General features: G+C 68.2%; 30 protein-coding genes. 20 read left to right on the forward strand and 10 right to left on the reverse strand.

Features of this window, described 5'->3' with window-relative positions:
* The first annotated feature begins 56 nt into the window (after nucleotides 1-56).
* The 13 genes from AB4Y72_RS16280 (at nucleotide 57) to AB4Y72_RS16340 (ending at nucleotide 9,576) form a co-directional block, all read left to right on the forward strand.
* Nucleotides 57-557: a GNAT family N-acetyltransferase gene (locus tag AB4Y72_RS16280; protein WP_441427178.1), complete on the forward strand. Its 501-nt coding sequence runs from the start codon at nucleotides 57-59 to the stop codon at nucleotides 555-557.
* 3 nt (nucleotides 558-560) lie between these two features.
* A complete protein-coding gene (locus AB4Y72_RS16285; RefSeq protein ID WP_441427179.1) occupies nucleotides 561-1,649 on the forward strand; it encodes an amidohydrolase family protein in 1,089 nt (362 codons plus the stop codon).
* Between the two features lie 92 nt (nucleotides 1,650-1,741).
* Nucleotides 1,742-2,617, forward strand: a complete 876-nt coding sequence (locus AB4Y72_RS16290; protein WP_441427180.1) for a VOC family protein — start codon at nucleotides 1,742-1,744, stop codon at nucleotides 2,615-2,617.
* Nucleotides 2,618-3,031: 414 nt separating this feature from the next.
* Complete coding sequence (locus tag AB4Y72_RS16295; RefSeq protein ID WP_441427181.1) at nucleotides 3,032-3,469, forward strand: hypothetical protein; 438 nt, start codon at nucleotides 3,032-3,034, stop codon at nucleotides 3,467-3,469.
* 234 nt (nucleotides 3,470-3,703) lie between these two features.
* The gene (gene rpsP / locus AB4Y72_RS16300) at nucleotides 3,704-4,129 is read left to right on the forward strand and encodes a 30S ribosomal protein S16 (protein ID WP_441427182.1); all 426 of its coding nucleotides are present in this window, start codon (nucleotides 3,704-3,706) and stop codon (nucleotides 4,127-4,129) included.
* Between the two features lies 1 nt (nucleotide 4,130).
* A complete protein-coding gene (locus AB4Y72_RS16305; protein ID WP_441427183.1) occupies nucleotides 4,131-4,373 on the forward strand; it encodes an RNA-binding protein in 243 nt (80 codons plus the stop codon).
* Nucleotides 4,374-4,484: 111 nt separating this feature from the next.
* Nucleotides 4,485-5,123, forward strand: a complete 639-nt coding sequence (gene rimM, locus AB4Y72_RS16310; RefSeq protein ID WP_441427184.1) for a ribosome maturation factor RimM — start codon at nucleotides 4,485-4,487, stop codon at nucleotides 5,121-5,123.
* Nucleotides 5,124-5,963, forward strand: a complete 840-nt coding sequence (gene trmD / locus AB4Y72_RS16315) for a tRNA (guanosine(37)-N1)-methyltransferase TrmD (RefSeq protein ID WP_441427185.1) — start codon at nucleotides 5,124-5,126, stop codon at nucleotides 5,961-5,963.
* 235 nt (nucleotides 5,964-6,198) lie between these two features.
* A complete protein-coding gene (gene rplS / locus AB4Y72_RS16320) occupies nucleotides 6,199-6,558 on the forward strand; it encodes a 50S ribosomal protein L19 (RefSeq protein WP_441427186.1) in 360 nt (119 codons plus the stop codon).
* A gap of 106 nt (nucleotides 6,559-6,664) precedes the next feature.
* Nucleotides 6,665-7,345 (forward strand): signal peptidase I, encoded by a 681-nt coding sequence (gene lepB / locus AB4Y72_RS16325; RefSeq protein ID WP_441427187.1) that lies wholly within the window; start codon nucleotides 6,665-6,667, stop codon nucleotides 7,343-7,345.
* On the forward strand, nucleotides 7,346-8,455 hold the full coding sequence (gene lepB, locus AB4Y72_RS16330; RefSeq protein WP_441427188.1) for a signal peptidase I: 1,110 nt from the start codon (nucleotides 7,346-7,348) through the stop codon (nucleotides 8,453-8,455).
* A gap of 10 nt (nucleotides 8,456-8,465) precedes the next feature.
* Entirely contained in the window at nucleotides 8,466-9,131 is a 666-nt protein-coding gene (locus AB4Y72_RS16335; protein WP_441427189.1) for a ribonuclease HII, read from the forward strand.
* A 118-nt stretch (nucleotides 9,132-9,249) separates the two neighbouring features.
* Nucleotides 9,250-9,576, forward strand: a complete 327-nt coding sequence (locus AB4Y72_RS16340; protein WP_018773443.1) for a DUF2469 domain-containing protein — start codon at nucleotides 9,250-9,252, stop codon at nucleotides 9,574-9,576.
* Nucleotides 9,577-9,585: 9 nt separating this feature from the next.
* On the opposite strand, the gene AB4Y72_RS16345 is transcribed toward AB4Y72_RS16340, so the two are convergent.
* Nucleotides 9,586-10,014, reverse strand: coding sequence for an HAD domain-containing protein (locus AB4Y72_RS16345; protein ID WP_441427190.1), 429 nt, complete (start codon nucleotides 10,012-10,014; stop codon nucleotides 9,586-9,588).
* Nucleotides 10,015-10,198: 184 nt separating this feature from the next.
* Here AB4Y72_RS16345 and AB4Y72_RS16350 point away from each other — a divergent pair, with 184 nt between their 5' ends.
* The 4 genes from AB4Y72_RS16350 (at nucleotide 10,199) to AB4Y72_RS16365 (ending at nucleotide 13,334) form a co-directional block, all read left to right on the forward strand.
* The gene (locus AB4Y72_RS16350) at nucleotides 10,199-10,555 is read left to right on the forward strand and encodes a YraN family protein (protein ID WP_441427191.1); all 357 of its coding nucleotides are present in this window, start codon (nucleotides 10,199-10,201) and stop codon (nucleotides 10,553-10,555) included.
* Between the two features lie 230 nt (nucleotides 10,556-10,785).
* The gene (locus AB4Y72_RS16355; protein ID WP_441427192.1) at nucleotides 10,786-12,081 is read left to right on the forward strand and encodes a hypothetical protein; all 1,296 of its coding nucleotides are present in this window, start codon (nucleotides 10,786-10,788) and stop codon (nucleotides 12,079-12,081) included.
* A gap of 48 nt (nucleotides 12,082-12,129) precedes the next feature.
* Nucleotides 12,130-12,720, forward strand: coding sequence for an HIRAN domain-containing protein (locus AB4Y72_RS16360; protein WP_441427193.1), 591 nt, complete (start codon nucleotides 12,130-12,132; stop codon nucleotides 12,718-12,720).
* Between the two features lie 209 nt (nucleotides 12,721-12,929).
* Nucleotides 12,930-13,334 (forward strand): HNH endonuclease, encoded by a 405-nt coding sequence (locus AB4Y72_RS16365; RefSeq protein ID WP_441427194.1) that lies wholly within the window; start codon nucleotides 12,930-12,932, stop codon nucleotides 13,332-13,334.
* A 288-nt stretch (nucleotides 13,335-13,622) separates the two neighbouring features.
* Here AB4Y72_RS16365 and AB4Y72_RS16370 read toward each other — a convergent pair whose 3' ends face one another.
* From AB4Y72_RS16370 to AB4Y72_RS16410, 9 genes are all read right to left on the reverse strand, one after another.
* Nucleotides 13,623-13,928: a hypothetical protein gene (locus AB4Y72_RS16370; protein ID WP_441427195.1), complete on the reverse strand. Its 306-nt coding sequence runs from the start codon at nucleotides 13,926-13,928 to the stop codon at nucleotides 13,623-13,625.
* Nucleotides 13,925-14,335 carry a hypothetical protein gene (locus tag AB4Y72_RS16375; protein ID WP_441427196.1) on the reverse strand — a complete coding sequence of 137 codons (411 nt, stop codon included), beginning with the start codon at nucleotides 14,333-14,335 and terminating at the stop codon, nucleotides 13,925-13,927. The genes AB4Y72_RS16370 and AB4Y72_RS16375 overlap by 4 nt, the downstream gene beginning before the upstream one ends.
* Nucleotides 14,336-15,059: 724 nt before the next feature.
* On the reverse strand, nucleotides 15,060-15,290 hold the full coding sequence (locus AB4Y72_RS16380; RefSeq protein WP_441427197.1) for a hypothetical protein: 231 nt from the start codon (nucleotides 15,288-15,290) through the stop codon (nucleotides 15,060-15,062).
* A complete protein-coding gene (locus tag AB4Y72_RS16385) occupies nucleotides 15,283-15,453 on the reverse strand; it encodes a hypothetical protein (RefSeq protein ID WP_441427198.1) in 171 nt (56 codons plus the stop codon). The genes AB4Y72_RS16380 and AB4Y72_RS16385 overlap by 8 nt, the downstream gene beginning before the upstream one ends.
* Entirely contained in the window at nucleotides 15,453-16,205 is a 753-nt protein-coding gene (locus tag AB4Y72_RS16390) for a hypothetical protein (RefSeq protein ID WP_441427199.1), read from the reverse strand. The genes AB4Y72_RS16385 and AB4Y72_RS16390 overlap by 1 nt, the downstream gene beginning before the upstream one ends.
* Before the next feature lie 69 nt (nucleotides 16,206-16,274).
* On the reverse strand, nucleotides 16,275-17,084 hold the full coding sequence (locus AB4Y72_RS16395; RefSeq protein ID WP_441427200.1) for a hypothetical protein: 810 nt from the start codon (nucleotides 17,082-17,084) through the stop codon (nucleotides 16,275-16,277).
* A 297-nt stretch (nucleotides 17,085-17,381) separates the two neighbouring features.
* Nucleotides 17,382-17,600 (reverse strand): hypothetical protein, encoded by a 219-nt coding sequence (locus AB4Y72_RS16400; RefSeq protein ID WP_441427201.1) that lies wholly within the window; start codon nucleotides 17,598-17,600, stop codon nucleotides 17,382-17,384.
* Between the two features lie 333 nt (nucleotides 17,601-17,933).
* On the reverse strand, nucleotides 17,934-18,434 hold the full coding sequence (locus AB4Y72_RS16405) for a hypothetical protein (protein WP_441427202.1): 501 nt from the start codon (nucleotides 18,432-18,434) through the stop codon (nucleotides 17,934-17,936).
* A 629-nt stretch (nucleotides 18,435-19,063) separates the two neighbouring features.
* Complete coding sequence (locus AB4Y72_RS16410; RefSeq protein WP_441427203.1) at nucleotides 19,064-20,572, reverse strand: recombinase family protein; 1,509 nt, start codon at nucleotides 20,570-20,572, stop codon at nucleotides 19,064-19,066.
* Here AB4Y72_RS16410 and AB4Y72_RS16415 point away from each other — a divergent pair.
* The 3 genes from AB4Y72_RS16415 (at nucleotide 20,571) to AB4Y72_RS16425 (ending at nucleotide 24,334) form a co-directional block, all read left to right on the forward strand.
* Nucleotides 20,571-22,061 (forward strand): YifB family Mg chelatase-like AAA ATPase, encoded by a 1,491-nt coding sequence (locus AB4Y72_RS16415; RefSeq protein WP_441427218.1) that lies wholly within the window; start codon nucleotides 20,571-20,573, stop codon nucleotides 22,059-22,061. The two genes, AB4Y72_RS16410 and AB4Y72_RS16415, sit on opposite strands and share 2 nt — an antisense overlap.
* Before the next feature lie 47 nt (nucleotides 22,062-22,108).
* A complete protein-coding gene (dprA, locus tag AB4Y72_RS16420) occupies nucleotides 22,109-23,293 on the forward strand; it encodes a DNA-processing protein DprA (protein WP_441427204.1) in 1,185 nt (394 codons plus the stop codon).
* Nucleotides 23,294-23,365: 72 nt separating this feature from the next.
* Nucleotides 23,366-24,334, forward strand: coding sequence for a tyrosine recombinase XerC (locus AB4Y72_RS16425; protein WP_441427205.1), 969 nt, complete (start codon nucleotides 23,366-23,368; stop codon nucleotides 24,332-24,334).
* Nucleotides 24,335-24,654 lie beyond the last annotated feature (320 nt).

Genomic DNA, 24,654 nt, shown 5'->3' on the forward strand with positions numbered 1-24,654 from the left:
GCCGTGCGGCTGTCCAGTGTGACGGGCCCGTCCCGCCGCGGTGTTACCGTGACATCGTGACTCAGCCCAGGTTCTTGCCCGGCATCAGGACGGCGACGCCGGAGGACCTCGCGGCGCTGCCGGCTCTTGAGGCCGCCGCTGACCGCCTGCTTGAGGCGGCGCTGGGGTGCCAGGCGCTTCCGGCCGCTGAGCCTTCGACGGTGGCTGGGCCGCTCCTGTTCCTGGTTGCCGGAACTCCGCCCGTGGGGTTCGCCCGTGTCGATGAAGTCGACGGGCAGGCCCATCTCGAACAACTCGCGGTCCATCCGGACTTTGCCGGGAAGGGCCTCGGCAGGTCCCTGGTCGAGGCTGCCGTAGATGCGGCCCGGAGCCGCGGTTATGAATCGATGACGCTTTGCACGTTTGCGTTTGTCCCGTTCAATGCACCGTTTTACGCGAGCTGCGGCTTTGAGCCCGTCGCCGACCCGGCCGGGGCCCTGGCCGCCTTGCGGGCCGCCGAGGCGCAAGCGGGGCTGGATGCTCTGGGCCCGCGGATCGCGATGCGGCTTAGGCTTTAAGCCATGACAGGCATCATCGAGTTCAGCGGTCCCGTCCTCACCGGACCGACTCAGGAACGCCGCGGGCTCTGGGCCGTGGACGGCCAGCTGACCTTCCACCGTCCTGCCGCCGCGCCGGAGCAGGTGCTGGACGGCTGGGTCATTCCCGGGCTCGTGGACGCACATTGCCACATCGGCCTCGGTCCCGGCGGGGACGTCTCCGAGGACGCCGCGGAGTCCCAGGCCGTCACGGACCGCGACGCCGGGACGCTCCTGGTCCGCGACGCCGGCGCCGTCCACGACACCCGCTGGCTCCAGCAGCGTACGGACCTGCCCCGGATCATCCGCGCCGGCCGGCACATCGCCCGCACCCGGCGCTACCTGCGCGGCTTGGCCGTCGAGGTGGAACCGGAGGGTCTCGTTGAGGCCGTGCGGAAGCAGGCCCGTGCAGGCGACGGCTGGGTCAAGCTCGTGGGGGACTGGATCGACCGCGACGCCGGTGACCTCGCCGCCAGCTTCCCCGCCCGAACGGTTAAGGATGCCGTCCAGGCGGCCCACGACGAAGGGGCCCGAGTCACCGCCCACTGCTTCGCCGAAGACACGTTGGATGACATGCTCGACGCCGGCATCGACTGTATCGAGCACGGCACCGGGCTGCTGCCGCGGCACGTGCCGCGTTTCGTGGAGCAGGGCGTCCCGATCGTGCCCACCCTGATCAACATCGCCACGTTCCCGGACATCGCCGCCCAGGCGGAGGCCAAATTCCCCCGCTACGCCGCCCACATGCGCTCGCTTTGGGCGCGGCGGGCGGAACGGATCCTCGAGGCCCACGAGGCCGGGGTGGTCATCTATGTGGGAACCGACGCCGGCAGCGTGATTAGGCACGGCCGGATCGTGGACGAGATCCGGGCCCTCCACGCCGCCGGGCTTCCCGCCGCGGCCGCCCTCGACGCGGCAAGCTGGTCCGCGAGAACGTGGCTCGGAGCGGACGGCCTCACCGAATCCGCCAGTGCCGACGTCCTGGTCTGCGCCGAAGACCCCCGGCGAAACCTGGCCACGCTCGCGGAGCTGCGGCACATCGTCTTGCGGGGAAAATTGCTCAGCCAAGAGTAGCCCCGCCTTCGGAATAAATTGAAGCTTCAAGTAATTTACATCTGTGTAGGGTCGCCGAAGGTCGGTGGCCACAGAACCACCGGAGCGTTTCCATGACCGCAGAAGCCAACACCCAGGACCTCCTTCCCGCCGAACTCACCATGGGCACCGTGATGCTCAAGGTCGGCGACATGAAGCTCATGACGGATTATTACCAGCGCGCCCTCGGCCTGGACGTCGTTGCCGAACAGGACGGCGGGCTCTACCTCGGGCGCAAGCACAGCCCGCTGGTCCACCTCGCGCCCGCCCCTGGGCTGAACCTGCCGTCGCGCGGCGAAGCGGGCCTCTTCCACACCGCCCTCCTCTTCGATGACCAGCCCTCCCTGGCCGCCACCGTTGCCACCGCTGCCCAGTACGAGCCGCAGTCCTTCACGGGCAGCGCCGACCACCTCGTCAGCGAGGCCTTCTACTTCAACGACCCCGAAGGCAACGGCATCGAGCTCTACTGGGACCGGCCGCGGGACGCGTGGTCCTGGGAGGGCACGAACGTCGTGATGGACAGCCTGGCCCTGCCGCCGCAGCGCTACCTCGAGCAGCACCTCACCGAAACGTCGCTCGCCGGCCAGCGCGAGGCCGACGCCGGCGTCGGGCATGTCCACCTGCAGGTGGGCGACGTCCAGTCCGCACAGGATTTCTATGTCGGCATTCTCGGCTTCGAGAAAACCGCGGGCTGGCACGGCCAGGCGCTGTTCGTCTCCGCCGGCGGCTACCACCACCACATGGCCATGAACGTGTGGAACAGCCGCGGCGCCGGCCCGCGCCGCGACACGCTGGGTCTGGGCGAGGTCCTCATCGAGGTGCCGTCCGGCGACGACGTCGGAGCCTTGGCCGACCGGCTCAAAGTCGCCGGCCTCACCGCGCACCACACCGGCGCCGAACTGCGCTTCGAGGACCCGTGGCGCAACCGGATCCGCGTCGCCGTTCGCTAAAGTCGCCGTTCGCTGCCGGCTCGCCCGGGGACATGTCCAGTGCTGGCGTCCGGGAGTGGACATAGTGCCCTTATGTCCATTGGTCACGGCCGGGGGAGGGCATGTCCGGTCCGGGTGCGGCCGCGTGAGGGAGCGCGGCCGGGCTCACGGAGAGCATGTCCACTTTTCGCTGACGGGAGCGCGGGACATGTCCAGTGCTGGCGTTCGGGAGTGGACATAGTGCCCTTATGTCCATTGGTCACGGCCGGGGGAGGGCATGTCCGGTCCCGGAGCGGCCGCGTGAGGGAGCGCGGCCGGGCTCACGGAGAGCATGTCCATTTTTCGCTGACGGCACAGGGCGCTGCAGGCACGCTAGGCTGAAGCGACGCCACCAACAGCGGTCCACGCGCCGCCGAACCCTAAAGGATTAGCTGCATGGGATTCACCGAAATCTTTGTGTCCACCCACGAAGACGCCCTCAAGCGCGCCGGCGCCCTCGAGAGTGGAGGGCCGGCCGCCGCCGGGGCCGTCCGCATCCCTGACATCAGCGACTTCGAGGTGGAACGCCTCGGCGATCTCGCCGGAGTGGCAGTGCACGCGGCGGGCGCGGATTACGAACTGGCGATGGTGGACGTGGCCAGCGACTCGCTGCTGGGCGTCCCCGCCGCGATGGTCCGGACGCTCGCGGAACTGCTCAGCTACGAAACCGAGGGGGAGGGCGACGTCCTGGAGGATGTCGCCGCCAACTGGGCTTCCGAGGAGGACATGCCCTTCGGCCTCGACCACGCCCGGGCCTATGTGCGCCGGATCGCCGAACTCGCCGCCGGCGTGGATCCCGCCACGAGGACCGGACTCTACGTCTGGACTTCCTGACTGGACTTCCTGACTGGGCGCCCGGGAGGACGGCCTGACGGGACGCCCAACGGGACGTCCCGAGTGTCAAGTCGAAATCCTGCCGGTGATCTGGCACAATGAACAGGTACTCGATCTGCGTGGCCCCTCTCTCCGCGTCCGGATCTTGTCCTTTAGAACCCCCTAGTACGGCCCGCCCCACGGGTGCAGAACGCCGGGCTCGACCCCGTTTCAGAAACAGGAGTGACCACAAAAGTGGCCGTAAAGATTCGCCTTAAGCGCTTCGGCAAGATGCGCGCACCGTACTACCGCATCGTCGTCATGGACTCACGCTCCAAGCGTGATGGCCGTGCCATCGAAGAGATCGGCAAGTACCACCCGACCGAAGAGCCCTCGTACATCGAGGTCGACACGGACCGTGCCCAGTACTGGCTCGGCGTCGGCGCACAGCCGTCCGAGCAGGTTGCCGCGATCCTCAAGATCACCGGTGACTGGCAGAAGTTCAAGGGTCTCCCCGGCCAGGAGGGAACCTTGAAGACCAAGGCTCCCAAGGCTGCCTTCGTTACCCCGGAAAAGGGTTCCGTGATCATCCCGGAAGCCATCACCAAGAAGGCCAAGAAGGACGACGCTGCCGAGGCTCCCGCCGACGCCGCTGAAGCAGAGACCACCGAGGCAGAGTAAATTGCTGGCAGAAGCGCTCGAACACCTGGTCCGCGGGATTGTTGACAGCCCCGAGGACGTCAAGGTCGCTGCGAAGAACAACCGCCGCGGGGAAACCCTCGAGGTGCGCGTTCATCAGGACGACCTCGGACGGGTGATCGGCCGGCAGGGCCGGACCGCACGCGCATTGCGCACTGTGGTTGCGGCGCTGGCGGACGGCGAGCCGGTCAGGGTCGACGTCGTCGACACGGACCGCCGCCGCTAACGCGTTCAGCACTACTTGTCTTTAGCCCGGCCCCTTCACCAGATAATGGTGGAGGGGCCGGACTGTTTTCCGCGCAAACCCACAAACGACCAACCCCGAACAGAGGAACAGATGCAGCTCCAGGTGGCACGAATCGGCAAACCCCACGGCATCCGCGGCGAAGTGACCGTCCAGGTGCTGACCGATGCGCCCGGCGACCGGTTTGTGCCCGGCACGCAGTTCATTGTGGAACCGGCGTCGTCGGGGCCGCTGACGGTCATCAGCGCCCGCTGGAACAAGGACATCCTGCTGCTGGCGTTCGACGAGATCGAGACCCGCAACGAGGCCGAGACCCTCCGCGGCGCCAAGCTGTTCATCGAGACCGAGGACATCGGTGACGCCGACGATGACGAGGGCTGGTACGAGCACGAGCTTGTGGGCCTGGACGTCCGCGTGGGCGACGACGTGGTGGGCAAGGTTTCCGCCCTGCACACCCTGCCCGTCCAGGATCTGCTGGTGGTCACCACCACCGCGGGCGCCGAGGTGCTGATCCCGTTCGTGGAGCAGATCGTGCCGGAGGTCAACGTGGGCGAAAAGTACGTCCTGGTCACCCCGCCGGCCGGACTCTTCGAGGTCAACACCGATGAGTCCCCCGAGGAGCAGGCAGCGGAGGAACAGGCCGCAGAGGAGCATGCCGCTGACAAGAACGCCCCGGCCGCGGCTTCCGAGGACGCCGGAGCCCGGAACCCCGAAGGGCAGGGCAACGCGTAGATGAGGATCGACGTCGTCAGCATCTTCCCGGAGTACTTGGCACCGCTGGAGCTGTCCCTGATCGGCAAGGCCCGCCAGGACGGCCTGCTGGACCTGCGGGTCCACGACCTGCGCGAGTTCACCACCGACCGGCACCGGACGGTCGATGACACCCCCTACGGCGGGGGCGCCGGCATGGTCATGAAGCCCGAGCCCTGGGCGCAGGCCCTCACGGCCGTCGCGGGCGCCCGGGCCGGGGATGCGGAGAGCGCCGGGGCTGCAGAGAGTGCCGGTGTCCCGGGTTCCGGGAGTAAGCCGGTGCTGATTGTCCCGTCGCCGGCGGGGGAGCGCTTCACCCAGGCCACCGCCCACCAGCTCGCCGAGGAGGACCAGCTGGTCTTCGCCTGCGGCCGGTACGAGGGCATCGATGAGCGGGTCCTGGAATGGGCGGCGGAGCACTTCACGGTGCGCCCGATGAGCCTGGGGGACTACGTCCTCAACGGCGGCGAGGTCGCCGTGCTCGCCATGGTTGAGGCGATCGGACGGCTGCTGCCCGGCGTCGTCGGGAATCCCGAGTCACTCGTCGAAGAGTCCCACTCCGACGGGCTGCTCGAGTACCCGGTCTACACGAAGCCGTCCAGCTGGCGGGACCGCGACGTCCCGGCGGTGCTGCTCAGCGGCAACCACGGAAAGATCGCCCAGTGGCGCCGGCACGAGCAGTACCGGCGCACCGCTGAACGCCGCCCGGACCTGCTCGCCGTGTTCGACGCCGGCAAGCTGCCCCGCGCGGACCGCACGGCGTTCGCCGACCTGGGGTACGACGTCGTCGACGGCCGGCTCACGCGGCGCCCCGACGCTTAACCGCGGGATTGGGCTAACCAGCACCAAATGTGGCAAAATTAGTCCTTGTGCCTGCTGGGTTGCGAACCTGCCACAGGGGGAGCGCTACCAACAGCCCGGCACCCCGGTCCCGTCTATTCCAGACAGGGGCCGGATTGACAAACTTTCGGCGGAAATTTCCGGGCGGCCACGCCACCCGGGCTTGTCCGCCGTAACCCAACGTGAGTGACCTGTGGCGTTCACCAGGAGTGGATCAATGCATATCCTCGATTCCGTAGATGCAGCCTCGCTGCGCACCGATGTTCCCGAGTTCCGCGCGGGTGACACCATCAAGGTTCACGTGAACATCATCGAAGGCAAGAACTCCCGCGTCCAGGTCTTCCAGGGCTTCGTCCTGGGCCGCCAGGGCGATGGCGTCCGCGAAACCTTCACCGTCCGCAAGGTCTCCTTCGGCGTCGGCGTGGAGCGTACCTTCCCGGTGCACTCCCCGATCCTCGACAAGATCGAGCTCGTCTCCAAGGGTGACGTGCGCCGCGCCAAGCTTTACTACATGCGTAACCTGCGTGGTAAGGCCGCGAAGATCAAGGAAAAGCGCGACTTCCAGCCCGCCAAGTAAGTCCTTCCAGACTTCCGCCGCGGGTCCACGGACCGTACCCGGTGCGTCACCGGAGCTATCCGCAACAGCGCACTTTAGTTCACGACAGCGCCAAGGGATACGGATCATGGAACAGCCAAAACGCCAGCCCAGGAAACCGGGCTGGCGTTTTGCGTTGCTGGCGCTGGTCCTCGCGGTGGCCATCAGCGCCGTGGTCCGCTCGCTGTGGCTGGACATCTACTTCATCCCCTCCGCGTCGATGGAACCGCTCCTGCTCACGGGCGACCGGATCCTGGTGGCGCGGACCGGCTTCCAGGCCCCGTCCCTGAACCGGGGCGACGTCGTCGTCTTCGACGGACGCGGCTCCTTCGCCCCGCTGAACAGCGGCAAAGGCCCCGTGGTGGATGCCCTGGCCGAAGCCGGGCGCTGGCTTGGCCTCGCGGGCAGCGACACCACGTATGTCAAGCGCGTCATCGGACTGCCGGGCGACCGCGTGGTGTGCTGCGACGCCCGCGGCCGGCTCACAGTCAACGGCCAGCAAGTTGCGGAACCCTATGTGTACCCGGGGGACGCCCCGAGCACCACGAGGTTCAGTGTGGAAGTGCCGCCCGGCCGGCTGTGGCTCATGGGGGACCACCGCTCGCTCTCGGCCGATTCGCGCAGCCTCCTGGGCGCGCCCGGCGGCGGCATGGTGCCGCTGGAACGCGTGATCGGCAAGCCGGTACAGATAATCTGGCCGCTTGATAGATTTGCAGCAGTAGCGCGGCCCGAACCGGCCGCGACAACGACGACGACGAACGGACAGTAAATGCCCGAGACCGAACCGCGCACTCCTGATCCGCAGGGCCAGGACCTGCCCCGGGTCACCTCCGCGGCGATTCCCGACGGGCGGCAAGCTGAGCCTTCCACCGTCCGGCTGCCGCAGACCCGGGTCGAGGACCCTCACGCCTCCGGTGCGGGGGCTGGTGCGGTTGGTTCAGGAGCCGGGACCGGCGCAGGAGCGGGCGCCGGAACTGGCGCGGCAGCCGGGGGCGGGGTTAGCGCCGGGACTGGCGCGGGAGCCGGGGTTGGCGCCGGCGCGTCGTCGTCGTCGGAGGACGGAGGCGCCGGAGCGCCGTCGTCGTCGGAGGACGGAGGCGCCGGAGCGCCGCGCGGCGGCCGGGACGACAGCGGACGTCCCGCAGGACCCGCCCACGCGGGCCGGTCCTCGCGGCGGGCCAGGAAAGCCAAAGCCCGCGAAGGGCACAGCCCGCTCTTCCTGTGGCTGAAGGAAGTGGCCACGGTGGTCATCGTGGCGATCGTGCTCTCCTTCCTGATCAAGACCTTCCTGTTCCGGGCCTTCTACATCCCATCCGAATCCATGGTCAACACCCTCGACGTGAACGACCGCATCTTCGTGAACCTCCTGGTGCCGCAACCCATCGCGCTCGAACGCGGCGACGTCGTGGTGTTCAAGGACAGCCAGGGCTGGCTCTCGCCCGCGGCCGAGAAGCCGAAGGGGCCGTTCACCTGGGTGCAGGACGGGCTGACGTTCGTCGGCCTGCTTCCGGACAACTCGGAACAGCACCTCGTCAAGCGCGTCATCGGGCTGCCCGGGGACCACGTGGTCTGCTGCGACGCGGGCGGCCAGCTCACCGTCAACGGAGCCCCGCTGAACGAGAAATACATCAACCCCGCAGAGATTCCCCAGGCCAAGGACTTCGACATCGTCGTGCCGGCGGGCAAAGTCTGGGTCATGGGCGACAACCGCAACCACTCTGCGGACTCGCGCGCCCACATGAACACCAACGGCGGGTTCGTCAACGAGTCCGACATCGAAGGCCGGGCAGCCGTCATCGCCTGGCCGCTGAACCGGATCTCGGCACTGGACAACTATCCGGACGTCTTCCGCAGCGTGCCCGCCCCGGCCCGAAAGTAAGCCGCCCGCCATGTCCGAAGCCCCCACCCTCGACTACGAACGCCGCTTCCGCGGCTCCGGTGCCCGGCTGCTCGCGGGCATCGACGAGGTAGGCCGCGGCGCCCTCGCCGGCCCCGTCAGCGTGGGGATCGCCGTCGTGGACCTGCAGCGGCAGACGCTCTTGGCCGACGTCCGGGACAGCAAGCTGCTCAAGGTCGCCGACCGGGAGCGGCTGGTGCCGCTGGTCCGGGACTGGGCCGTCGGCTCCGCCGTGGGGCATGCGTCCGCAAACGAGATCGACGAACTCGGAATCATCGGTGCCTTGCGGCTCGCCGGCAACCGTGCCTGGTTCGCAGTGCTCGCCGCCGGCATTACGCCCGAGGTGGTCCTGCTGGACGGCAGCCACAACTGGCTCTCGCCGGACCTGCAGCCCTCCCTGTTCGACGACGCCCCCGCCGCACCCGGCTGCGACGCTCCGGTACACACCCTGGTGAAAGCGGACATGCAGTGCCTCAGCGTCGCCGCGGCCAGCGTCCTCGCCAAGGTCGAGCGGGACACCATGATGGGCGAACTGCACGCCCAATACCCGGCGTACGGCTGGGACGAGAACAAGGGCTACGGCACCGCCGCGCACAAGGACGCGCTCCGCGCTGCGGGCCCCACGCCCTACCACCGGGTCAGCTGGCAGCTGCTCTAGCCTTCGGCCGCCGCGGCTTGGCGATCCCGGCCGCCGCGGCTTGGCGATCCCGGCCGCCGGATCGGCGCGGGCCGCCCCGGTGGCGCGCGGCCGGCGCCGGATGGTGCAAGATGGAACCATGAGTGCCGAGGACCTTGAAAACTATGAGACCGACATGGAGCTGCAGCTCTACCGCGAATACCGCGACGTCGTCGGGCTGTTCAGCTATGTGGTCGAGACCGAGCGGCGTTTCTATCTTGCCAACCACGTTGACCTGCAGGCCCGCAGCGCCGACGGCGAGGTCTACTTCGACCTGACGCTGCAGGACGCCTGGGTGTGGGACGTGTACCGCTCCGCCCGGTTCGTCAAGAGCGTCCGCGTCATCACGTTCAAGGACGTCAACGTCGAGGAACTGCCCCGCAGCGAGGAGCTCGCCCTGCCCAAGGTCGAAGACCTGGGCAACTGATTCTTCGTTTCACTCCTGGGGTTCCTCCTTGCCGTTTAGATATTCCGTGACCTGCTGCGCAATCTCGTCCGTGATTCCCGTCTGCCAGGCGGTCTTGAACAGGGGCTGATCGGCATAGAAGTCTGAATCATCATCGAGAATGGCATATCGCGTCACTTCCGGATGCTGGTCCAGCCACATCTTCACCTCCTCGCCACGAAAACCTGTGTCTGCTGCCGGAGTGACGTCAAAGGTCTTGTGGACGTGCCGGTCGACTTCTTCAAGGCCGCCTTGGAAATGCCGCCATGTGGATGTGAGAACAACCGCCGCGTCAGTGTCAAGGATGATCTTGCCGACCTTGAACGCAAGGACAGGATCGATGCCCATGAAGCCGCGAAAGTGCTCTCTCGTACCCACGCGGTTGACGACTCCATCGATATCCAGGAATAGTACTTTCATTCCTGTTCCTCCTGCAGTTCTTCTCGTCCTGCCTTGATTATGCGATCAGCAGTGCTGAACACGCTGCGGATCACCAGCTCGGCTGAGTTCCGCGACCCTTCCTCCACCGAGACCGGGCCATGGGTTTTCCACATAGGCAAGGTGCTCCCTGCGTCCGTCCGTGGCGGCGCGGCACGCTGGAGGCATGAGAGCTAAGGACGTCCTGGGCCGGCGCGGGGAGGACCTCGCCGCCGGGTTTCTTGAATCGCTCGGCATGCGGGTGGTGGACCGAAATTGGCGTTGCCGGGACGGCGAGATCGACATTGTCGCGCTCGACGGCGACGCCCTGGTCATCGCCGAGGTGAAAACCCGGAAGTCCCTCGACTACGGTCATCCCTTTGAAGCCGTGGACGCGGAGAAGCTGGCCCGGCTCCACCGCCTCGCGGCGGCGTGGTGCCGGGACCATGAGCTGCGGATGCCCCTGCGCCGCGTGGACGTGATCGCCGTGCTCGACGACGGCATCGGCCAGCCTGCGGTTGAGCACCTCCGGGGGGTGGGCTAGATGGCCCTGGGCCGGACCTACTCCGTTGCCCTGGTGGGGCTCAACGGGTACATCGTGGAGGTCGAGGCCGACATCGGCCAGCCGTTGTCTACCTGACGACACATGACTCTGACCGTCCACATGTTTACTCAGGTGTGCCTTGTGAACGCGGGACTGGGGTGGGCGCGGTTCGCGGTGCTACGTTGTAGCCCAACAACACAATGGCGCGCCCACCGACCGAGGAGTCAACCTTGTCACTCTGGACTGACCTGGGGTTCAGTAGCAACCCTTACGATTCCCGATCTCTGACGGCGAACGCGGAGGGCCTTAAGTTGCTCGTGGGGCGTCGGCGAGAAAAGAGGGCGCTACTCGGTCAGTTGGCAAACTCAAGCCTCCATCCGACCATCGAAGGCGACAACGGCGTCGGGAAGACGAGTTTGGTTCTCGTGGCTGTCTACGAGGCAGTGATGAAGAGAGTTAATGACGAATCGGACCAAACGTTTGTACCCGTCAACACGCTCCTCCAAATCGGATCAGACGCCGAGGATTTCCAGCGCCGGGCGCTGCTTGCGATAGCCCAGGCGCTTATCGAGCACGAATCCCATCTTCGCGACTATGGGCACGATGTGGCGAACCTGTTCGAGTTGAAGCGTTGGATGAATGAGCCAATTGTGACGACAGTTAGCGGGGGCGCCCAAGCCTTCGGCTTCGGAGCGAACATCGACGTAGCAGACGAGGTAAACACTTCTTCGGGTTTCTCCGACTCTGGCTTCGAGAGAACAGTTCGGAAGGCCCTTACCGCAGCCTTCCCGACACCCGAGTCCGGCGCGTTGGTTGCCGTAATCGACAACATGGAGCTCCTCGCGCGGAGCAACGAAGCGCGCCGAGTTTTGGAGCTCATTCGTGACACCTCCCTGAGTCTGCCCGGCGTGCGGTGGGTGCTCTGCGGCGCAAAAGGCATCGTTCGATCCTCTGTCAGTTCGCCTAGGCTTACCGGCAGGATCAGCCGTCCCATTGAGGTGAAGCCTGTCGCCGACGAGACCATTGAAGAGCTAATCGAGGCGCGGTTGCACCATTTCTCAGCGCGGCCGGATGCAAAGGCCCCAGTCGGACCAGTTGAGTTCCGTCACCTGTACGACATCTGCAACGCCAATCTTCGGGACGCGCTTCGTTACGCTCAAGAATTTTGCATCTGGCTGGACCAAGAAGAGGAACTGGGGCGCCCACAATCTGATTTCCTCGAGCTCTTGCAGGTTTGGCTCGCCGATGAAGCTGACCGGATTACGGAGTCCATCAGGCTTCAGCCGAGAACGTGGAAACTGTTCGACGATCTGGCGGTGTCTGGTGGTACGTGCGCTCCGGGCGACTTCGAAACGTTCGGCTTCGCGTCGCCTCAGCACATGCGGACTAATTTTGCTCAACTGGAGAGGGCGGACCTCATTTCTGCGGAGGTTGACGAAGACGACTTGCGCCGGCGAACTGTATCCCTGACATCAAAGGGATGGATTGTCCACTACTCCAGGAATGATTACGTGCTTCAGAACTAGCAGCAAGTTCAAGCCGGGCGCAGATGTCGGCGCTGTTAGGCTACGGCGATGGGGATAATTCAGAAGCTTTCCGCCTTCCTTCGGGGCGCGGAAGTAGAAGCTAAGGCGCCCGAAAAGCAGCATGTGCCGGAGCGACTCGTCGCGGAGCCTGAACCTGTGAAGGTGAGCGCCACCGCGTCATCTGCGGCGCCCGAATCACCGGTGCGTCCTACGACGCCGGGATGGGAGACTGAGCCGAAAGTTGTGGGCGTGAAGAAAGTTGCGCTTCACGAGGCGGGGCTGTCGATCCTCGACCTGCGGGAGCTCCCGTCGAACCGGTTCCGGATTGTCGGATCGGGATTCTGGGTCACTGATTCCGGGCGCTACAAGCATGGCGGGAGCGACTACGTGCTGGTTCGTGAGCCAAAGAACAAATGGGATGCAAACGCGGTGGCGGTGTATGGGAAGGGTCGCAAGGTCGGGTATCTGTCCGAGGCCAAGGCAGCGGCCCTCGCTCCCATCTTCGACCAACTACCGTTCGACGCTTACCGGGTAGGGGGCGCGCCGCCAGCCGACAACTCAATCCGCATGTGGGTGGACGTTCCGGCAGTTCCGAAGCTCAGGGCCTTCGTGAAGACTGTTGTCCAGGAGGGCGACTGATGTTTCGGGAACAACTGATCTGCAAGGGGTGCGGGACGGAGTTTGTGGCTCATACAAGGAGCCGGGTCTACTGCTGCGGGTTATGCTCGGTCTATTTCAGGATGGTATCGAGTTGGCCGTTGATAGGGGCAGACTATGCAATTTGCCCTCACTGTAAAGAGGCCCTCACTCCAGAGGCGTATGAAGCCGGAACGTCACGGGCGGACTTCGTGAAGAATCATGAGGGATGCAGAAAGGCCGCCCTGGACCTCGGCGGGCGGCCCGACGACTGCCTTTGCACGGACTGCAAGAGACGTAAGGGAGTGACGACAGTTCGGTCCGTCCCGCCGTCCGCCCGCAACCGGCAGGGTAGAACGTACGCGAAGCACAAGCTCTTCGTGTTCGAGCGAGACGACTACATCTGCCAGATATGCAGGCTTCCCACCGATCCGGCCGCGCGCCCCTCCGACGACCGCTACCCAACGGTTGACCACATTTTTCCCGTTGCTCTCGGCGGGGACGACGAGGTTGACAACCTCAGAACCGCGCACAGGTGGTGCAATATTGCGGTCACTGACGGTGCCTCGGCTTACGACGACCAGGTACGGGAGCTCGCGCAAAAGAAGTTCGGCTAGTGGGCCTCGATGTCGCTAGGAGCAACGCAAAAAGGCCCCTCTCGCGGCCTAGGAAGTAGTTCCTGGGCTTCGAGAGGGGCCTTTCGTTACAGGGGCGTCTAGGCGTTCGGCGTTAGCCGGCTCAGAGCGGCCTTGGCGCGGGCCGTGTCCCGGCGGGTGCAACGCCGACAACGGCCGCGCCGGGTGACGCCGTCCCGGCGCTTCCGGAACTGATTCACGCGGCGGGGTTCTTCGCACGAGGTGCAGATCTTCGTTTCCATTTGTTCCTCTCGGGGGTGTGTAAACGGGTCAGAATGGCGCCGGGTCGGCGGCTTGGGAGCGGGGGTCTCGGCGCTCCAGGCGGGCGACGACGTCCGCGCGGTGGAGGCCAGGGACGGCGCCGAGGAGGGCGCGGTAGGCGGCCGTGGTGAGGACTCGGGGCGTGTAAACGTCCTCGTGCTCCTCGGCGTAGGCGGTCGCGGCGGCCCACGCCGTCGAAGGGGTCCAGCCGCCAGCCGGGGCGGCCGGGCTCCAGGCGGGGAGCTCGGCGCCCTTGTAGGTCGGCGTCAGGACGACGCGGGCGGCTGGCCGGGCGGGGCCGTCGCGGCGGATCACTTGGCCGCCCTTACGCCGGGGGTCCTGCCGTGGTGACGCTTGGCGGCCAGGGCGGCGCCAGCCTTGGAGGCGGCGGACTGATTCTGGGCGATTCCGAGGGCCTTCAGGGCGGCCATAGCCTGAACGCGGCAGAGGCGGATTTCGCCGAGGAGCGGGTGAGCCGTCGGCTGGCCCTGGGAGCCGGGCACCATAAAGCCGTCGGCGGCGACGGTCTCGGCCATAGCGTCGGCCAAGGCAAAGAGGGAGCACGCCTCATACAACGTCGAGAGGCTCGCGGCGTCGAGGCCGGGGTTTTCCTCGGAGATCTGGACGTAGGTTTCCTTGGCGGACGCGGACCAGGAGGCCGGGAGGCCGTCGTAGCGGTCCTCGGCGGGATCGCCAGGGGCGGGAATGGGGCTAAGGGGCAATTGAGTTGCGTCCTTTCAACTAGCAGGGGTGCAAATAGGGGTTCCGCGCAAACCCGGAGGGCCGTGCGCAGCTTGGGAGCGGCGCTATGCCCCTTCGATCCGGGAGAGAGGGGGTGGGGGGAGGGGGTACCCAGGGGGTAGAGGCCGCCGTCGGGGTGGGCGGCGGCCTCTTGCCGTGCGTGCCTTGCGTTTACACGCTTACTTGCGAGCCTCGGCACACGACGCCGAACAGAAGACGACGCGAGCGCGCGGTGAGTCGACGCCGACGGGCTCGCCACACTCGGAGCAACCGACGAAGTAGCGCGTTGTGATTGGCGCGGGCTCGGGCTCGGTGAGGTCCGGCGCTGGCGCGTGCGCTGGCTGGGTAGAGCGGGGCGGATCATCGCCGACGGCCGGGGCGGGCATAGGTCCGAGCTCGTTGGTGATGATCTCCCGGAGGGCTTGGCGGAGGAGTGAGCCGCGAACGGCGGGGGCGGTGGCTACCCACTCACCGGGGGCCATGCCTGGGCGAAGGGCAGGGGGGCACTTCGCCGGGGAGGTGGTGGCATAGTGCTCGACGTCGGGGAGGAGGAGGGCGACGCGGCGCTTGACTTCCTGGCGGTAGGCATTGCGGGACTTGAAGGGGGACAAGGGTTCTCCTTGGTAGTGCTGGTGCTGGGGGTACGCCGACGGCGCCGAGGAGAGCGTGGACTCCTGGCGCCGTCGAGTGTGGGGCGGGGTGGGATTAGCGGCGTGCGGCTCGGGCGATCGCGTCGGCGTCGAAGGTCTCGCCCGCGTCCTTCTCGGTCTGGGCCAGGATGGCGGCGTAGAGGGCCTCGGGCGTGATGCCCTGGGCCTCTGCCTCACGCCGTAAGCGACGCTGGCTGGCCTCGTCCAGGTCGCCGAAGGACGAGGGAAGGGGTGCGTCCTTCTGGGCCGTCTTGACGAGGTCGCCGATGTTGTAGGAGTTATGCACTAGAGGGGGTCCGTTCTTTGGAGGAGAGCCGCCGGAGGGATTCTTCGGCGGCGGTCTGGATGATTACGCGGGCTTCCAGGGCGCCCGCCCGGTAGGAGAGGGCCTGGGCCGCTGTCATGCCGCTGGCGGCGGCGCGCCGGGCGATAGCTTCGGAGAGGGTCATTAGTTGGCGTTCTCCTCGGCGATATCGCGGCGGCGGTCGCGGGCGCGGGCGGCGGCCTTCATGCTGGCGACGCGCTCGGCCTCGGCCCGCTCGGCGGCGGCCTGGAGCTCGGCCAGGGTCGGCACGGTGCCGCCGTCGGCGAGGGTCTGGACGTCGCCAGCGGGGAACTCGGCGACCTCGCGGGCGAGGAGCTCGTGGCTCTGCCGGATGCGGCCCTGGCGGTGGGCGACGTCGAGCGTGTGCGTGTGGTGCTTCCACTCGGCCGGACGTCCGGCGCCGCCGTAGAACTTCTCACGCCGGGCGAGAGCGTCCTCCAGGGCGGCCAGCGCCGCGACGGCGTCCTCGTGGGCGGCGAGGGCCAGCTTGGCGGCGTCCTGCCGGGCTTCGTCCCGGCGCGGGTTCTCGATCACGGCGAGTAGGTAATCGACGGCGAGCTTGCGGGCGGCGTTCGCGTTGCGGGTCAGCGCCGCGTCGAGGCGGGCGAGCTCGCGGCCGAGCTCGTCGTCGAGGGCCTGATCGTATTCCTTCGCCGGGTGCTTGCCGTCGCGGAGGGCCTTCAGGTCGCGGCGGAGGCGCTGGCGGTCGGCCTTCAGCGGAGCGGCGGCGGCGTTGGCGGCCTCGAAGGCGGCGTATGCCTTGGCGATCGCCGGGGAGAGTGCCCGGATCTCGGCCGAGGGGTGGGTCGCCGTAATGCTGGCGGTGCCTTCGCCGGTGGAGACGTCGCGGGCAACTTCGTTACGGGAGAGGTTCATTGCTGGTGGGTTCCTTTCGGGAGGGACCGGCGCCCGAGTGACGCCGGGGGAATGTGGGGAGCGGGCCGGTTAGGCGGCGGCTCGGGCCGGGCGGTAGACGTAGATGCCTCGGAGGGGCTTGGGGGCGCCCCAACGGGCCTCGGCCAGGGCGCGGAGGTCGTAGTCGCCGAGGTCGCCGGGGCGGTCGGCGTCGTCGTAGCGGACGACGAGCTCGGAGCGCTTCAGGACGTCCAGGGAGTCCAGGGAGGCCAGGAAACCCAGGGCGGCGGCTTCGTCGACGGTGGCCTCCTCCGGGGCGGGCAGGAGGGAGCGGAGGGCCGTCAGGAGGGGCCGCTGGGCGGCGGGGCTGGCCTTGACGTCGCGGGCCGTCCGCCGGAGCGCCTCGGCGTGCTCGTTGAAGCGGTCGCCGAGGAGAGCGGCCTCGCGCTCGGCGACGGTGCCCTCGGGCGATTCCAGGAGGTGCCGGAGGCGGCGGGCCGTCGCGTCGGAGAAGGCGGTCAGAGGGGCGGCCACGGCCTCGGCGAGCTCGTAGTCGTCGCCGAGAGCGGCGTGGGTTTCCATCTGGACGCGGTCGGCGTGGGATTCGAGCTCGTCGGCGGCCTCGGCCCAGGCGTCGCCGAGAAGGCCGGAGTAGGTGAGGGCGTCGGCGGCCATATTCAGGATCAGGGCGGCCGTGCTGGCGACGTCGTAAGGGTCGGCGCTGGCGCCGTGGCAAGTGAAGCCAGGGCCACGCTTGTAGCGGTAGCCGAAGGCGGCGAGCTCGTCGGCGAGTTGCTCCAGGGGCAACAGGCCGACGGGCCAGGAGCCGCCCCGGCGGGTGGCGGCAAGGCTGGGCAGGGCGGCGGCGAGCGCCTCGGGGGCGAGGTTCAGGAGGGACATTAGGCGGGACTTTCCTTTCGGGGAGCGGGCGGAGCCCGGTTTAGCGGTGGATTACCGGGGAGGCTTGGAGTGGATATCTGGCCTCCGGCCAGTCGCACGAGGCGGAGCCTCTCCGGCGTGAATTAAATAGGGACGGGAGATCGGCCGGCGTTTGCACCACTTGCACCACGCTTGCACCACGCAAAGCGGACGTTTCCGCAGGTCAGAGGCTTGGTGGTGCAAGGGTGCAAGTGGTGCAGCTATGTAGAGGAGAAACCCTAAGACCGGAACATAAATGACGTTAGTTCCGTCATTTCGTCATGCCTCGCCGAGGAGGCGCCTTGCTTCTCGCGCAAGCTGGGCGATCAGCGCCGGGTCGGCGCCGGAGGCGAGGGCCTGGGTTTGCTGGGCCAGGAGCTCGCGGGCGCGGTCCAGGCGATCGGCACGGAGGGCGCGGGAGCGGCGCTGGCGGCAACGGTCGGAGCAAGTCGTCCGAGCGCCCTGTAGGGGGTTCTTACGGCATTCGGGGCATAGCATGGGGCCTCCTTTCATAGAGGGGTGTCACGGTGGAAGGGCAAAGAAAAGGCCACTCGCGCGGGGCGAGTGGGGAGGAGGTGGAGGTGGGCGGGCGGAGCTCAACGCGCCAGCAGTTCGCGGAGCTCACGCCCGCCCCGCGCCGGGCCACGCGGAAAGGGGCGCGGGCACGGCGGGAGGGTGGGGAGCCGAGCGTCCCGCCAAGGTACTCGGCTACCCGGTCTGGGCCGCCGCACGGCGCACCATGCGCTAGTGAGGTGCGTGCTGGCGGCGGCGGATCTAGGAGAGGGGCGGCGGGGTCCGGCTAATTCCCTCTACAGGGAAGTATGGATACGTTTAGTCGCGCCGCGAGCGGGAGCGGCGGGCGGCGACCGCTCGCGCTATGCGGGCGCGCCACTCCTCGGGGGTGTGGGCGGCGCGGAGCTCCTCATAGGCGCGGCGGCGCTCCTCTTCCAGGAGGCGGCGCTCGGCCGCGCGGGCTTGCCATTCGGCGCGGGCCAGGAGGGCGCGTATCTGCTCGGCGGTCTCCCAGGCATTCATGGCCTCTATGAGGGCGTCGCCGTGGACGTCGTCATAGGCGCCGCGAGAGGTCGAGAAGCCGTCCGGGTCGTAGTCGTCGTAGCTGTACTCGGTGGCGGCCCAGGATAATGCGTCGCTACGGTCGGCGCGGTGGGCGGCGCGGAAGCGGTCTATGCGCCAGTTGAGGCGGCGCTTGTTGTGGTATTTGCGGGAGCACTCGCCCTCGTGGGCGACTCGGGGGCGGGAGCGGCCCTTCTGGGCCGGGAGCGGGTCGCCGCAGAAGCGGCAAGGGCGGGAAGCGGGATCGGGGAGAGGCAAGGTGGCGGGATCTTTCGCGGGTTGGCGGGACGGCGGGGGCGCCGCTTGGGTGGAAACGTTAGAGGTGCGGGACCGGGCATATGCCGACGACGTCGGCGGCCCTAGCGGGGGCCTACGTATTAAGAGAGCCCGGAGGCTCGTTTTGCTCACTGGAAGGTCGATTATTTTGCCGGATAGGGGTAGGCGGCGGGCGCCGAGGCGCCGGGGTCGGTCCCAGGGGGTCGCGGCATGACGATATGACGCAAGTAGCGTCATTCTGTATCTCTCTCTTAAGAGCTCTCTCTCTTAAGTACGGATATGAAATGACGAAAGAACCGTCATATCGTCATGCGGCTGGCACCTTGGCCGGGCGGGGGCCTCTCGGCGGCCTCCTCCGGCGTGGCCTGACAAAGTAGGAGTCCGCCAGCGGCAAGTGATCTGCTCAGCCAGAGACGAGTAAAGGCCCCGCCGTGTGGCAGGGCCTTTCTCAGTCGTCGGCCGACTGGTCGTTTACACGCTGCTCTTCAGCCTCGACGATCCGCTCGGCGTCTTTCAGGAGCCAGCGCCGGAAGTCGTCGGCGTCGGGGCGGTAGCCGAGCTCAAAGGGCTGGCCGCCGCCGTAGATACGGTCGCGGGCGTGGTTCGGTTTCTCAGGCGTCGTAGTCCTCCTCGTGATAGTCGGGCTCGGTCCAGCGCCACGGAATGCTGAGGCGGGACTCGTCGAGCTTGCGGGAGCCTTTTACGGCCGGGCTGACGACGATGCGGCCGTCGAGCGCCGAGGAGATGAGCTTGCGGCGTCCCGCCGTCTCCCTTGCCTGCCACGCCTCGGCGAACTTCTCGCCGGTCGCTACGGTGTGGGCCGTCGTCACTTCCGGAGCGGCTTCCAGTGCCTCTCGGCGGGCGTGCAACTCCGTCAGGCGGGCGGCCAGGGTGGGAATATCAGCGCCGGAAACGGCCATATCGGCGGCGGTTGAGGCTATGAGTTGCTGGACTTGCGCGAGCTCTCCGGCGTCGCGGGAGGAGGACTCTCGGACCTCGTAGACCTCGAAGCCGCCGAAGACGCGGAGGAACTCCTCCGAGATCCGGGCCTCCAGCATCCCGGCGTGGATGCTCACCTTGCGGGCGCAAGCGCCAGCGGACGCCGAGCAGACGTAGCGGGCCGTTCTGGAGCCGTCCTTCTGTTTGTCGGTGTAGTTGACGCGCATGACGCTTCCGCACGTCGAGCACTCGACGTGGCCGGAGAGGACGCGGCTTGCGCGTTTCCGGCCAGCGCCGGGGGAGAGGTTCCAGTCGGGACGCCGGGATAGAAGCGCTCGCAGTTCGGCGGCCTCGTCGGCGGTGATGATTGCGGGCCATACCTGCTCCGGGAGTCCGTCCTCACCGAGGAGAGGGCGGCTCGTGCGCGTGCTCTCGCCGGGGCGGCGGTGCGTCATGTAGCCGAGGAGGGAGTCGCGCCGGAGAATGTCGGCCACGGTCGCGGCGGTCCACTTCTCAGCCTTGCGGGGGCGTATGCCGTCGGCGTTTAGGCCCTTGGCAACGGCGTAGCCGGTCGCGCCGGAGAGGATCTCGTCGACCATGCGGCGCACTACCTTGGCTTCGTCGGGGTCAATTTCGAGGGCGCGGCCCTTTCCGCTCGGGTGGGGGATCGGCCGGTAGCCGTAGGGCGGGACGCCGGAGTGGCGGCGGGTGAGGCGCTGATAGTCGCGGGCGGCCTTGACTCGGGAGCGGATCAGTTCCCGCTCTGTCCGGCCGAGGGCGGCCATGAGGGCTACCTGAATGTCCCATGCGGGGCTGTTCGAGCGGAGGCCGTCGGCAAGGGCCAGGAACAGCGCCGGAGAGCCGGAAGCGGCGCGTTCGTCGAGAACGTCTTGGAGGTCGGCGACGGCGCGGGCGCCCATGCGGCTCCAGCGGTCGAACTTGTACACCGCGATTACGTCGGCGGCGTTGTCGCGGAGCATCCGGAGGGCCTTCTCGGCGTTAGCGCGGGGCTTGCCGCCGCTGAGGCCGTCGTCGGTGAACGTCTCGACGATCTGCCAGCCTTCCCGCTCGGCGAGGGCCTGAAGCTGTTTGTTCTGGTTGGCGATCGAGACGCTTTCGTCTTTGGCGACGCTTAGCCGGAGATACAATATTGCGCGTTTCTGGGTGACTGATTCGCTCATGTGTCAATTATGCGGCAGCGGCCAGACCCTGCCGGCGTTCGTGATCCTGGGGCTGCCGGATGCCTCGCTGAACGAGGCCAAGGAACGGATCCGCTCCGCGGCCCAGAACTCGGGGATCCCGCTGAGCCGCCGGAAGATTACGGCCAACCTTATCCCGGCGTCCCTGCCCAAACGCGGGTCGGGCTTCGACCTCGCCATCGCCATGGCTGTCCTGCTCGCGGCGAACGATGTCCGGTCCACGGGCCGCGCCGTCTTCATTGCCGAGCTCGGCCTGGACGGCCGGCTGCGGCCCGTGCGGGGCATCCTGCCGGCGGTGATGGCAGCGGTGCGGGCCGGCTACCCCGAGGTCGTCGTGGCGCGAGCCAATGTGGCCGAGGCCGAACTCGTCCCCGGCGCCCACGTCCGGGGCTACACCACGCTCGCCCGGCTCGCCTTCGACTGCGGCGCGGACCCGCAGGACCTGGCCCTCGACTTCGAGCCCGAGGTCGAGGACGCCGACGGGCCGGATCCCGGCACCGGCTCCGCGCTGGCGCCGGACATGTGCGATGTCTCCGGTCAGGCCACGGCTCGCCGGGCCCTCGAAGTGGCGGCCGCCGGCGCCCACCATCTCCTGCTGACCGGTCCGCCGGGCGCCGGGAAGACCATGCTGGCCGAGCGGCTTCCCGGCCTCTTGCCGGACCTGGGCGACACCGAGGCCATGGAGGTGACCGCCATCCACTCCCTGTGTTCGCTGCCGTCCGGCACGGTGCAGCTGCTGCGCCGGCCGCCCTACGAGAACCCGCACCACACCGCGACGGCGGTGGCCATCATCGGCGGCGGGTCCGGCCTGCCGCGGCCCGGGGCAGCATCCCGGGCCCACCGCGGCGTGCTCTTCCTGGACGAAGCCCCGGAATATGACCGCGGCGTCCTGGACGCCCTGCGGCAACCGCTGGAAAGCGGCGAGCTGGTCATCCACCGCTCGGCCGGGTCCGCAGCCTATCCCGCCCGGTTCCAGCTGGTCCTCGCAGCCAACCCGTGTCCCTGCGGCAAGGCAACCGGGAAGGGGGTCGACTGCATCTGTACCCCCACCATGCGCCGCCGCTATCAGGCCCGGATGTCCGGGCCGCTGCTGGACAGGGTCGATATCCAGCTCGAAGTCGAGCGGGTCTCCCTCGCGGATTTTGGCCAGCCGGCGGCGGAAGAGGGAACCGCCACCATCGCTGAACGCGTCCGTGCGGCCCGGAACCGTCAGCTGGACAGGCTGCTGCCGTTCGGGCTGGAGACCAATGCGCAGGTGCCGGGGCGGCTCCTGCGCGGAGTCCTGCGGCTCGATGCGCCCACCACCCGCATCCTGGACTACGCCCTGGAGCGCGGCTCGCTGACCGCCCGCGGCTACGACCGCGTGCTGCGCTTGGCGTGGACTCTTGCGGACCTGTCCCGGCGTGATGTGCCGGACACGGACGACGTCGGACAGGCACTGGGGCTCCGCCAGGCCGCGGCCTCCCTGTGAGTGGGCCGGCACGAATCCGCACCCGCAGCCACGTGAAAGGACCCGCCATGATCGATGACGAACGAACAGCCAGGGCTGCCCTGTCCCGCCTGTTCGAGCCGCAGGACGCGGCGGCACTGGCACTCGTGCAGGCCGCGGGAGCGCAGGACGCCCTGCGGATTGCCAGCGGCCGGCTCGCCGCCGGTCCGGAGCTCGAGCGGGAGATCACCGGAATCCTGGCCGGCGAAGGCTCCAGCAGCTGGTCGGGACTGACCGAGGCGCTGAGACGGTGGGCCCCGCGCGTGCCCGACCTCGCCCCGGAACGGGACCTGGCCACCATGCGGCGGCTCGGCGGCCGGATCATCATTCCCACCGATGAGCTGTGGCCGCTGCAACTGGCGGACCTCGGTCTGCAGGAGCCCCTGTGCCTATGGTGGCGCGGCGTGGAACAGGAGCTGCCCCCGGCGGCCCGGGCGATCGCCCTGGTGGGCTCCCGGGACAGCACCAGCTACGGAGCGTCGGTGACGGGTGACCTAGCGTACTCGCTGGCTCAGCGCGGCTTCACGATCGTTTCCGGGGGTGCCTATGGGATTGACGCCCACGCCCACAGGGCTGCGCTGGCCGGCAGCGCGGGCGGCGTGCCCACCATTGCCGTCATGGCCGGGGGAGTGGACCGCTTCTACCCCGCGGGCAACGAGGACTTGCTCCGGGCGGTGGCGGACCACGGCGCAGTGTTGGCCGAGGTCCCGCCCGGGTCAGCGCCCACCCGTTACAGGTTTTTGCAACGGAACCGACTTATCGCGGCACTGGCCGCCGTCACGGTGGTGGTCGAGGCCAGGTGGCGCTCGGGCGCCCTCAACACGGCCCACCATGCCGAAAGCCTGGGCAGGGCCGTGGGCGCCGTGCCCGGATCCGTCCACAGCGCCAACTCCGCCGGCTGCCACCGGCTCCTGCGGGAAGGCGGGGCCGTGTGCGTCACGGATGCCGGGGAAATCGCCGAACTCGCCTCCCCGAGCGGCGAGGCGATGCCCCCGGACAAGGCCGGCAGGGCGGAGCCCCACGACGGGCTGACCCTGGAAGACCTCATCCTGCTCGATGCCCTGCCGTTGCGGACCGCCACCTCGGTCGAGAAACTGGCCACCGTGGCCGGACTGAGCCCGGACTCGGTCCGCGCCGGGCTCGGCAGGCTGGGGCTGCTGGGGCTGGCCGAATCCCGGCACGGCGGCTGGAAACGATCCGGGGCAGCGGGCTGACATGACGAGCGCGGCTGAGAGGACACGCCCCGCCCGGCCGGGATACGGCGGCTCGCCCGTCCTGCTCCTTGCATGCTGGCGGAATACTGCAAGAGTGGGAGCGTGTCTACCCAGGATCTCCCCGCCGCGCTGCCTGCCTCCCTGCAAGTCGCCGCCGCCCGCTTCGGCCGCTACCTGGAAGCCGAGCGGGGACGGTCCGCCCATACGGTGCGGGCGTATCTCTCCGACGTCGACAGCCTGCTCGTGCACGCCGCGACCGAGGGGGTTCAGGACCTGGCGGGGCTGGAGCTTGGCACCCTGCGGCGCTGGCTTGGCGCGCAGAGCGAGGCAGGCAAGTCCCGCGCCACCCTGGCCCGCCGCGCCGCGACCGCACGGGCCTTCACCGCCTGGGCCGTCCGCGAGGAACTGATCGACGCCGACCCCGCCCTGCGGCTGAAGGCCCCGAAGCGGGAGAAAACCCTGCCCGGCGTCCTGCACCAGCAACAGGTCCAGCGGCTGGTGACCGACGCGGAAACCGCCTCCGCCGACGGCGGACCGCTCGCGTTGCGCAACCGGGCCATGCTGGAACTGCTCTACGCCACGGGTGTCCGGGTCGGCGAGCTCGCGGGTTTGGACGTGGACGACCTGGACCCGGACCGCCGGACCATGCGGGTGCTGGGCAAAGGCAACAAGGAACGCACCGTGCCCTACGGGCTGCCGGCGGCGATCGCCGTCGACGACTGGCTACGCCGGGGCAGGCCGGGCGTCGCCACCGGGACCAGCGGCCCGGCGCTGTTCCTGGGCGCGCGAGGCGGGCGCGTGGACCAGCGCCAGGTCCGCAGTGTGGTCAAGGACATGCTGGAGCGGCTGGGGGACACGGCCGCCACCGGGCCGCATGCCCTGCGGCACTCGGCTGCCACGCATCTGCTCGACGGCGGGGCGGACCTGCGGGCCGTGCAGGAAATCCTCGGCCACAGCAGCCTTGCCACCACCCAGATCTACACCCACGTCTCCGTAGAGCGGCTTCGGCAGAGCTACCAGCAGGCGCATCCCCGGGCCTGAGGACCGCCCGCACCCGGCTCCGATTGGGCCGGAAACCCGCCCGCACCCCGGCTCCGATTGGGCCGGAAACCCGTCTGCATTCCGGCCCGGCATTCCGGCCCGGCACCCTGCCGGAACCGGTCCGGAGCCCTCCCGGAAACCTGCCGGAACCGTGCTGGATCTCTGTCAGCCGGGAGCAGCCGTCCAGCTCAGGGGCGATCCCCGCAAACCGGCGCGGCGCGCCGGGAAAGACGCGCCGAATCCTACTGGCGTAATTAGGAGGGGTAGGGCAGAATAAAACTCACGCCCGGGAAGTTTCAAGTTGAGCTTGAAGCTGGAAT

Source organism: Arthrobacter sp. YAF34, assembly GCF_052113245.1.
Taxonomy (GTDB): Bacteria; Actinomycetota; Actinomycetes; order Actinomycetales; family Micrococcaceae; genus Arthrobacter.

What these genes read in the sequence shown, in the direction of transcription:
- AB4Y72_RS16285 (WP_441427179.1), top strand. Translation starts at nt 561, where the DNA reads ATGACAGGCATCATCGAGTTCAGCGGTCCCGTCCTCACCGGACCGACT.
- AB4Y72_RS16290 (WP_441427180.1), top strand. Translation starts at nt 1,742, where the DNA reads ATGACCGCAGAAGCCAACACCCAGGACCTCCTTCCCGCCGAACTCACC.
- AB4Y72_RS16295 (WP_441427181.1), top strand. Translation starts at nt 3,032, where the DNA reads ATGGGATTCACCGAAATCTTTGTGTCCACCCACGAAGACGCCCTCAAG.
- rimM (WP_441427184.1), top strand. Translation starts at nt 4,485, where the DNA reads ATGCAGCTCCAGGTGGCACGAATCGGCAAACCCCACGGCATCCGCGGC.
- trmD (WP_441427185.1), top strand. Translation starts at nt 5,124, where the DNA reads ATGAGGATCGACGTCGTCAGCATCTTCCCGGAGTACTTGGCACCGCTG.
- rplS (WP_441427186.1), top strand. Translation starts at nt 6,199, where the DNA reads ATGCATATCCTCGATTCCGTAGATGCAGCCTCGCTGCGCACCGATGTT.
- lepB (WP_441427187.1), top strand. Translation starts at nt 6,665, where the DNA reads ATGGAACAGCCAAAACGCCAGCCCAGGAAACCGGGCTGGCGTTTTGCG.
- lepB (WP_441427188.1), top strand. Translation starts at nt 7,346, where the DNA reads ATGCCCGAGACCGAACCGCGCACTCCTGATCCGCAGGGCCAGGACCTG.
- AB4Y72_RS16335 (WP_441427189.1), top strand. Translation starts at nt 8,466, where the DNA reads ATGTCCGAAGCCCCCACCCTCGACTACGAACGCCGCTTCCGCGGCTCC.
- AB4Y72_RS16340 (WP_018773443.1), top strand. Translation starts at nt 9,250, where the DNA reads ATGAGTGCCGAGGACCTTGAAAACTATGAGACCGACATGGAGCTGCAG.
- AB4Y72_RS16345 (WP_441427190.1), bottom strand. Translation starts at nt 10,014, where the DNA reads ATGAAAGTACTATTCCTGGATATCGATGGAGTCGTCAACCGCGTGGGT.
- AB4Y72_RS16350 (WP_441427191.1), top strand. Translation starts at nt 10,199, where the DNA reads ATGAGAGCTAAGGACGTCCTGGGCCGGCGCGGGGAGGACCTCGCCGCC.
- AB4Y72_RS16360 (WP_441427193.1), top strand. Translation starts at nt 12,130, where the DNA reads ATGGGGATAATTCAGAAGCTTTCCGCCTTCCTTCGGGGCGCGGAAGTA.
- AB4Y72_RS16385 (WP_441427198.1), bottom strand. Translation starts at nt 15,453, where the DNA reads ATGACCCTCTCCGAAGCTATCGCCCGGCGCGCCGCCGCCAGCGGCATG.
- AB4Y72_RS16390 (WP_441427199.1), bottom strand. Translation starts at nt 16,205, where the DNA reads ATGAACCTCTCCCGTAACGAAGTTGCCCGCGACGTCTCCACCGGCGAA.
- AB4Y72_RS16395 (WP_441427200.1), bottom strand. Translation starts at nt 17,084, where the DNA reads ATGTCCCTCCTGAACCTCGCCCCCGAGGCGCTCGCCGCCGCCCTGCCC.
- AB4Y72_RS16400 (WP_441427201.1), bottom strand. Translation starts at nt 17,600, where the DNA reads ATGCTATGCCCCGAATGCCGTAAGAACCCCCTACAGGGCGCTCGGACG.
- AB4Y72_RS16415 (WP_441427218.1), top strand. Translation starts at nt 20,571, where the DNA reads ATGTGTCAATTATGCGGCAGCGGCCAGACCCTGCCGGCGTTCGTGATC.
- AB4Y72_RS16410 (WP_441427203.1), bottom strand. Translation starts at nt 20,572, where the DNA reads ATGAGCGAATCAGTCACCCAGAAACGCGCAATATTGTATCTCCGGCTA.
- dprA (WP_441427204.1), top strand. Translation starts at nt 22,109, where the DNA reads ATGATCGATGACGAACGAACAGCCAGGGCTGCCCTGTCCCGCCTGTTC.
- AB4Y72_RS16425 (WP_441427205.1), top strand. Translation starts at nt 23,366, where the DNA reads ATGCTGGCGGAATACTGCAAGAGTGGGAGCGTGTCTACCCAGGATCTC.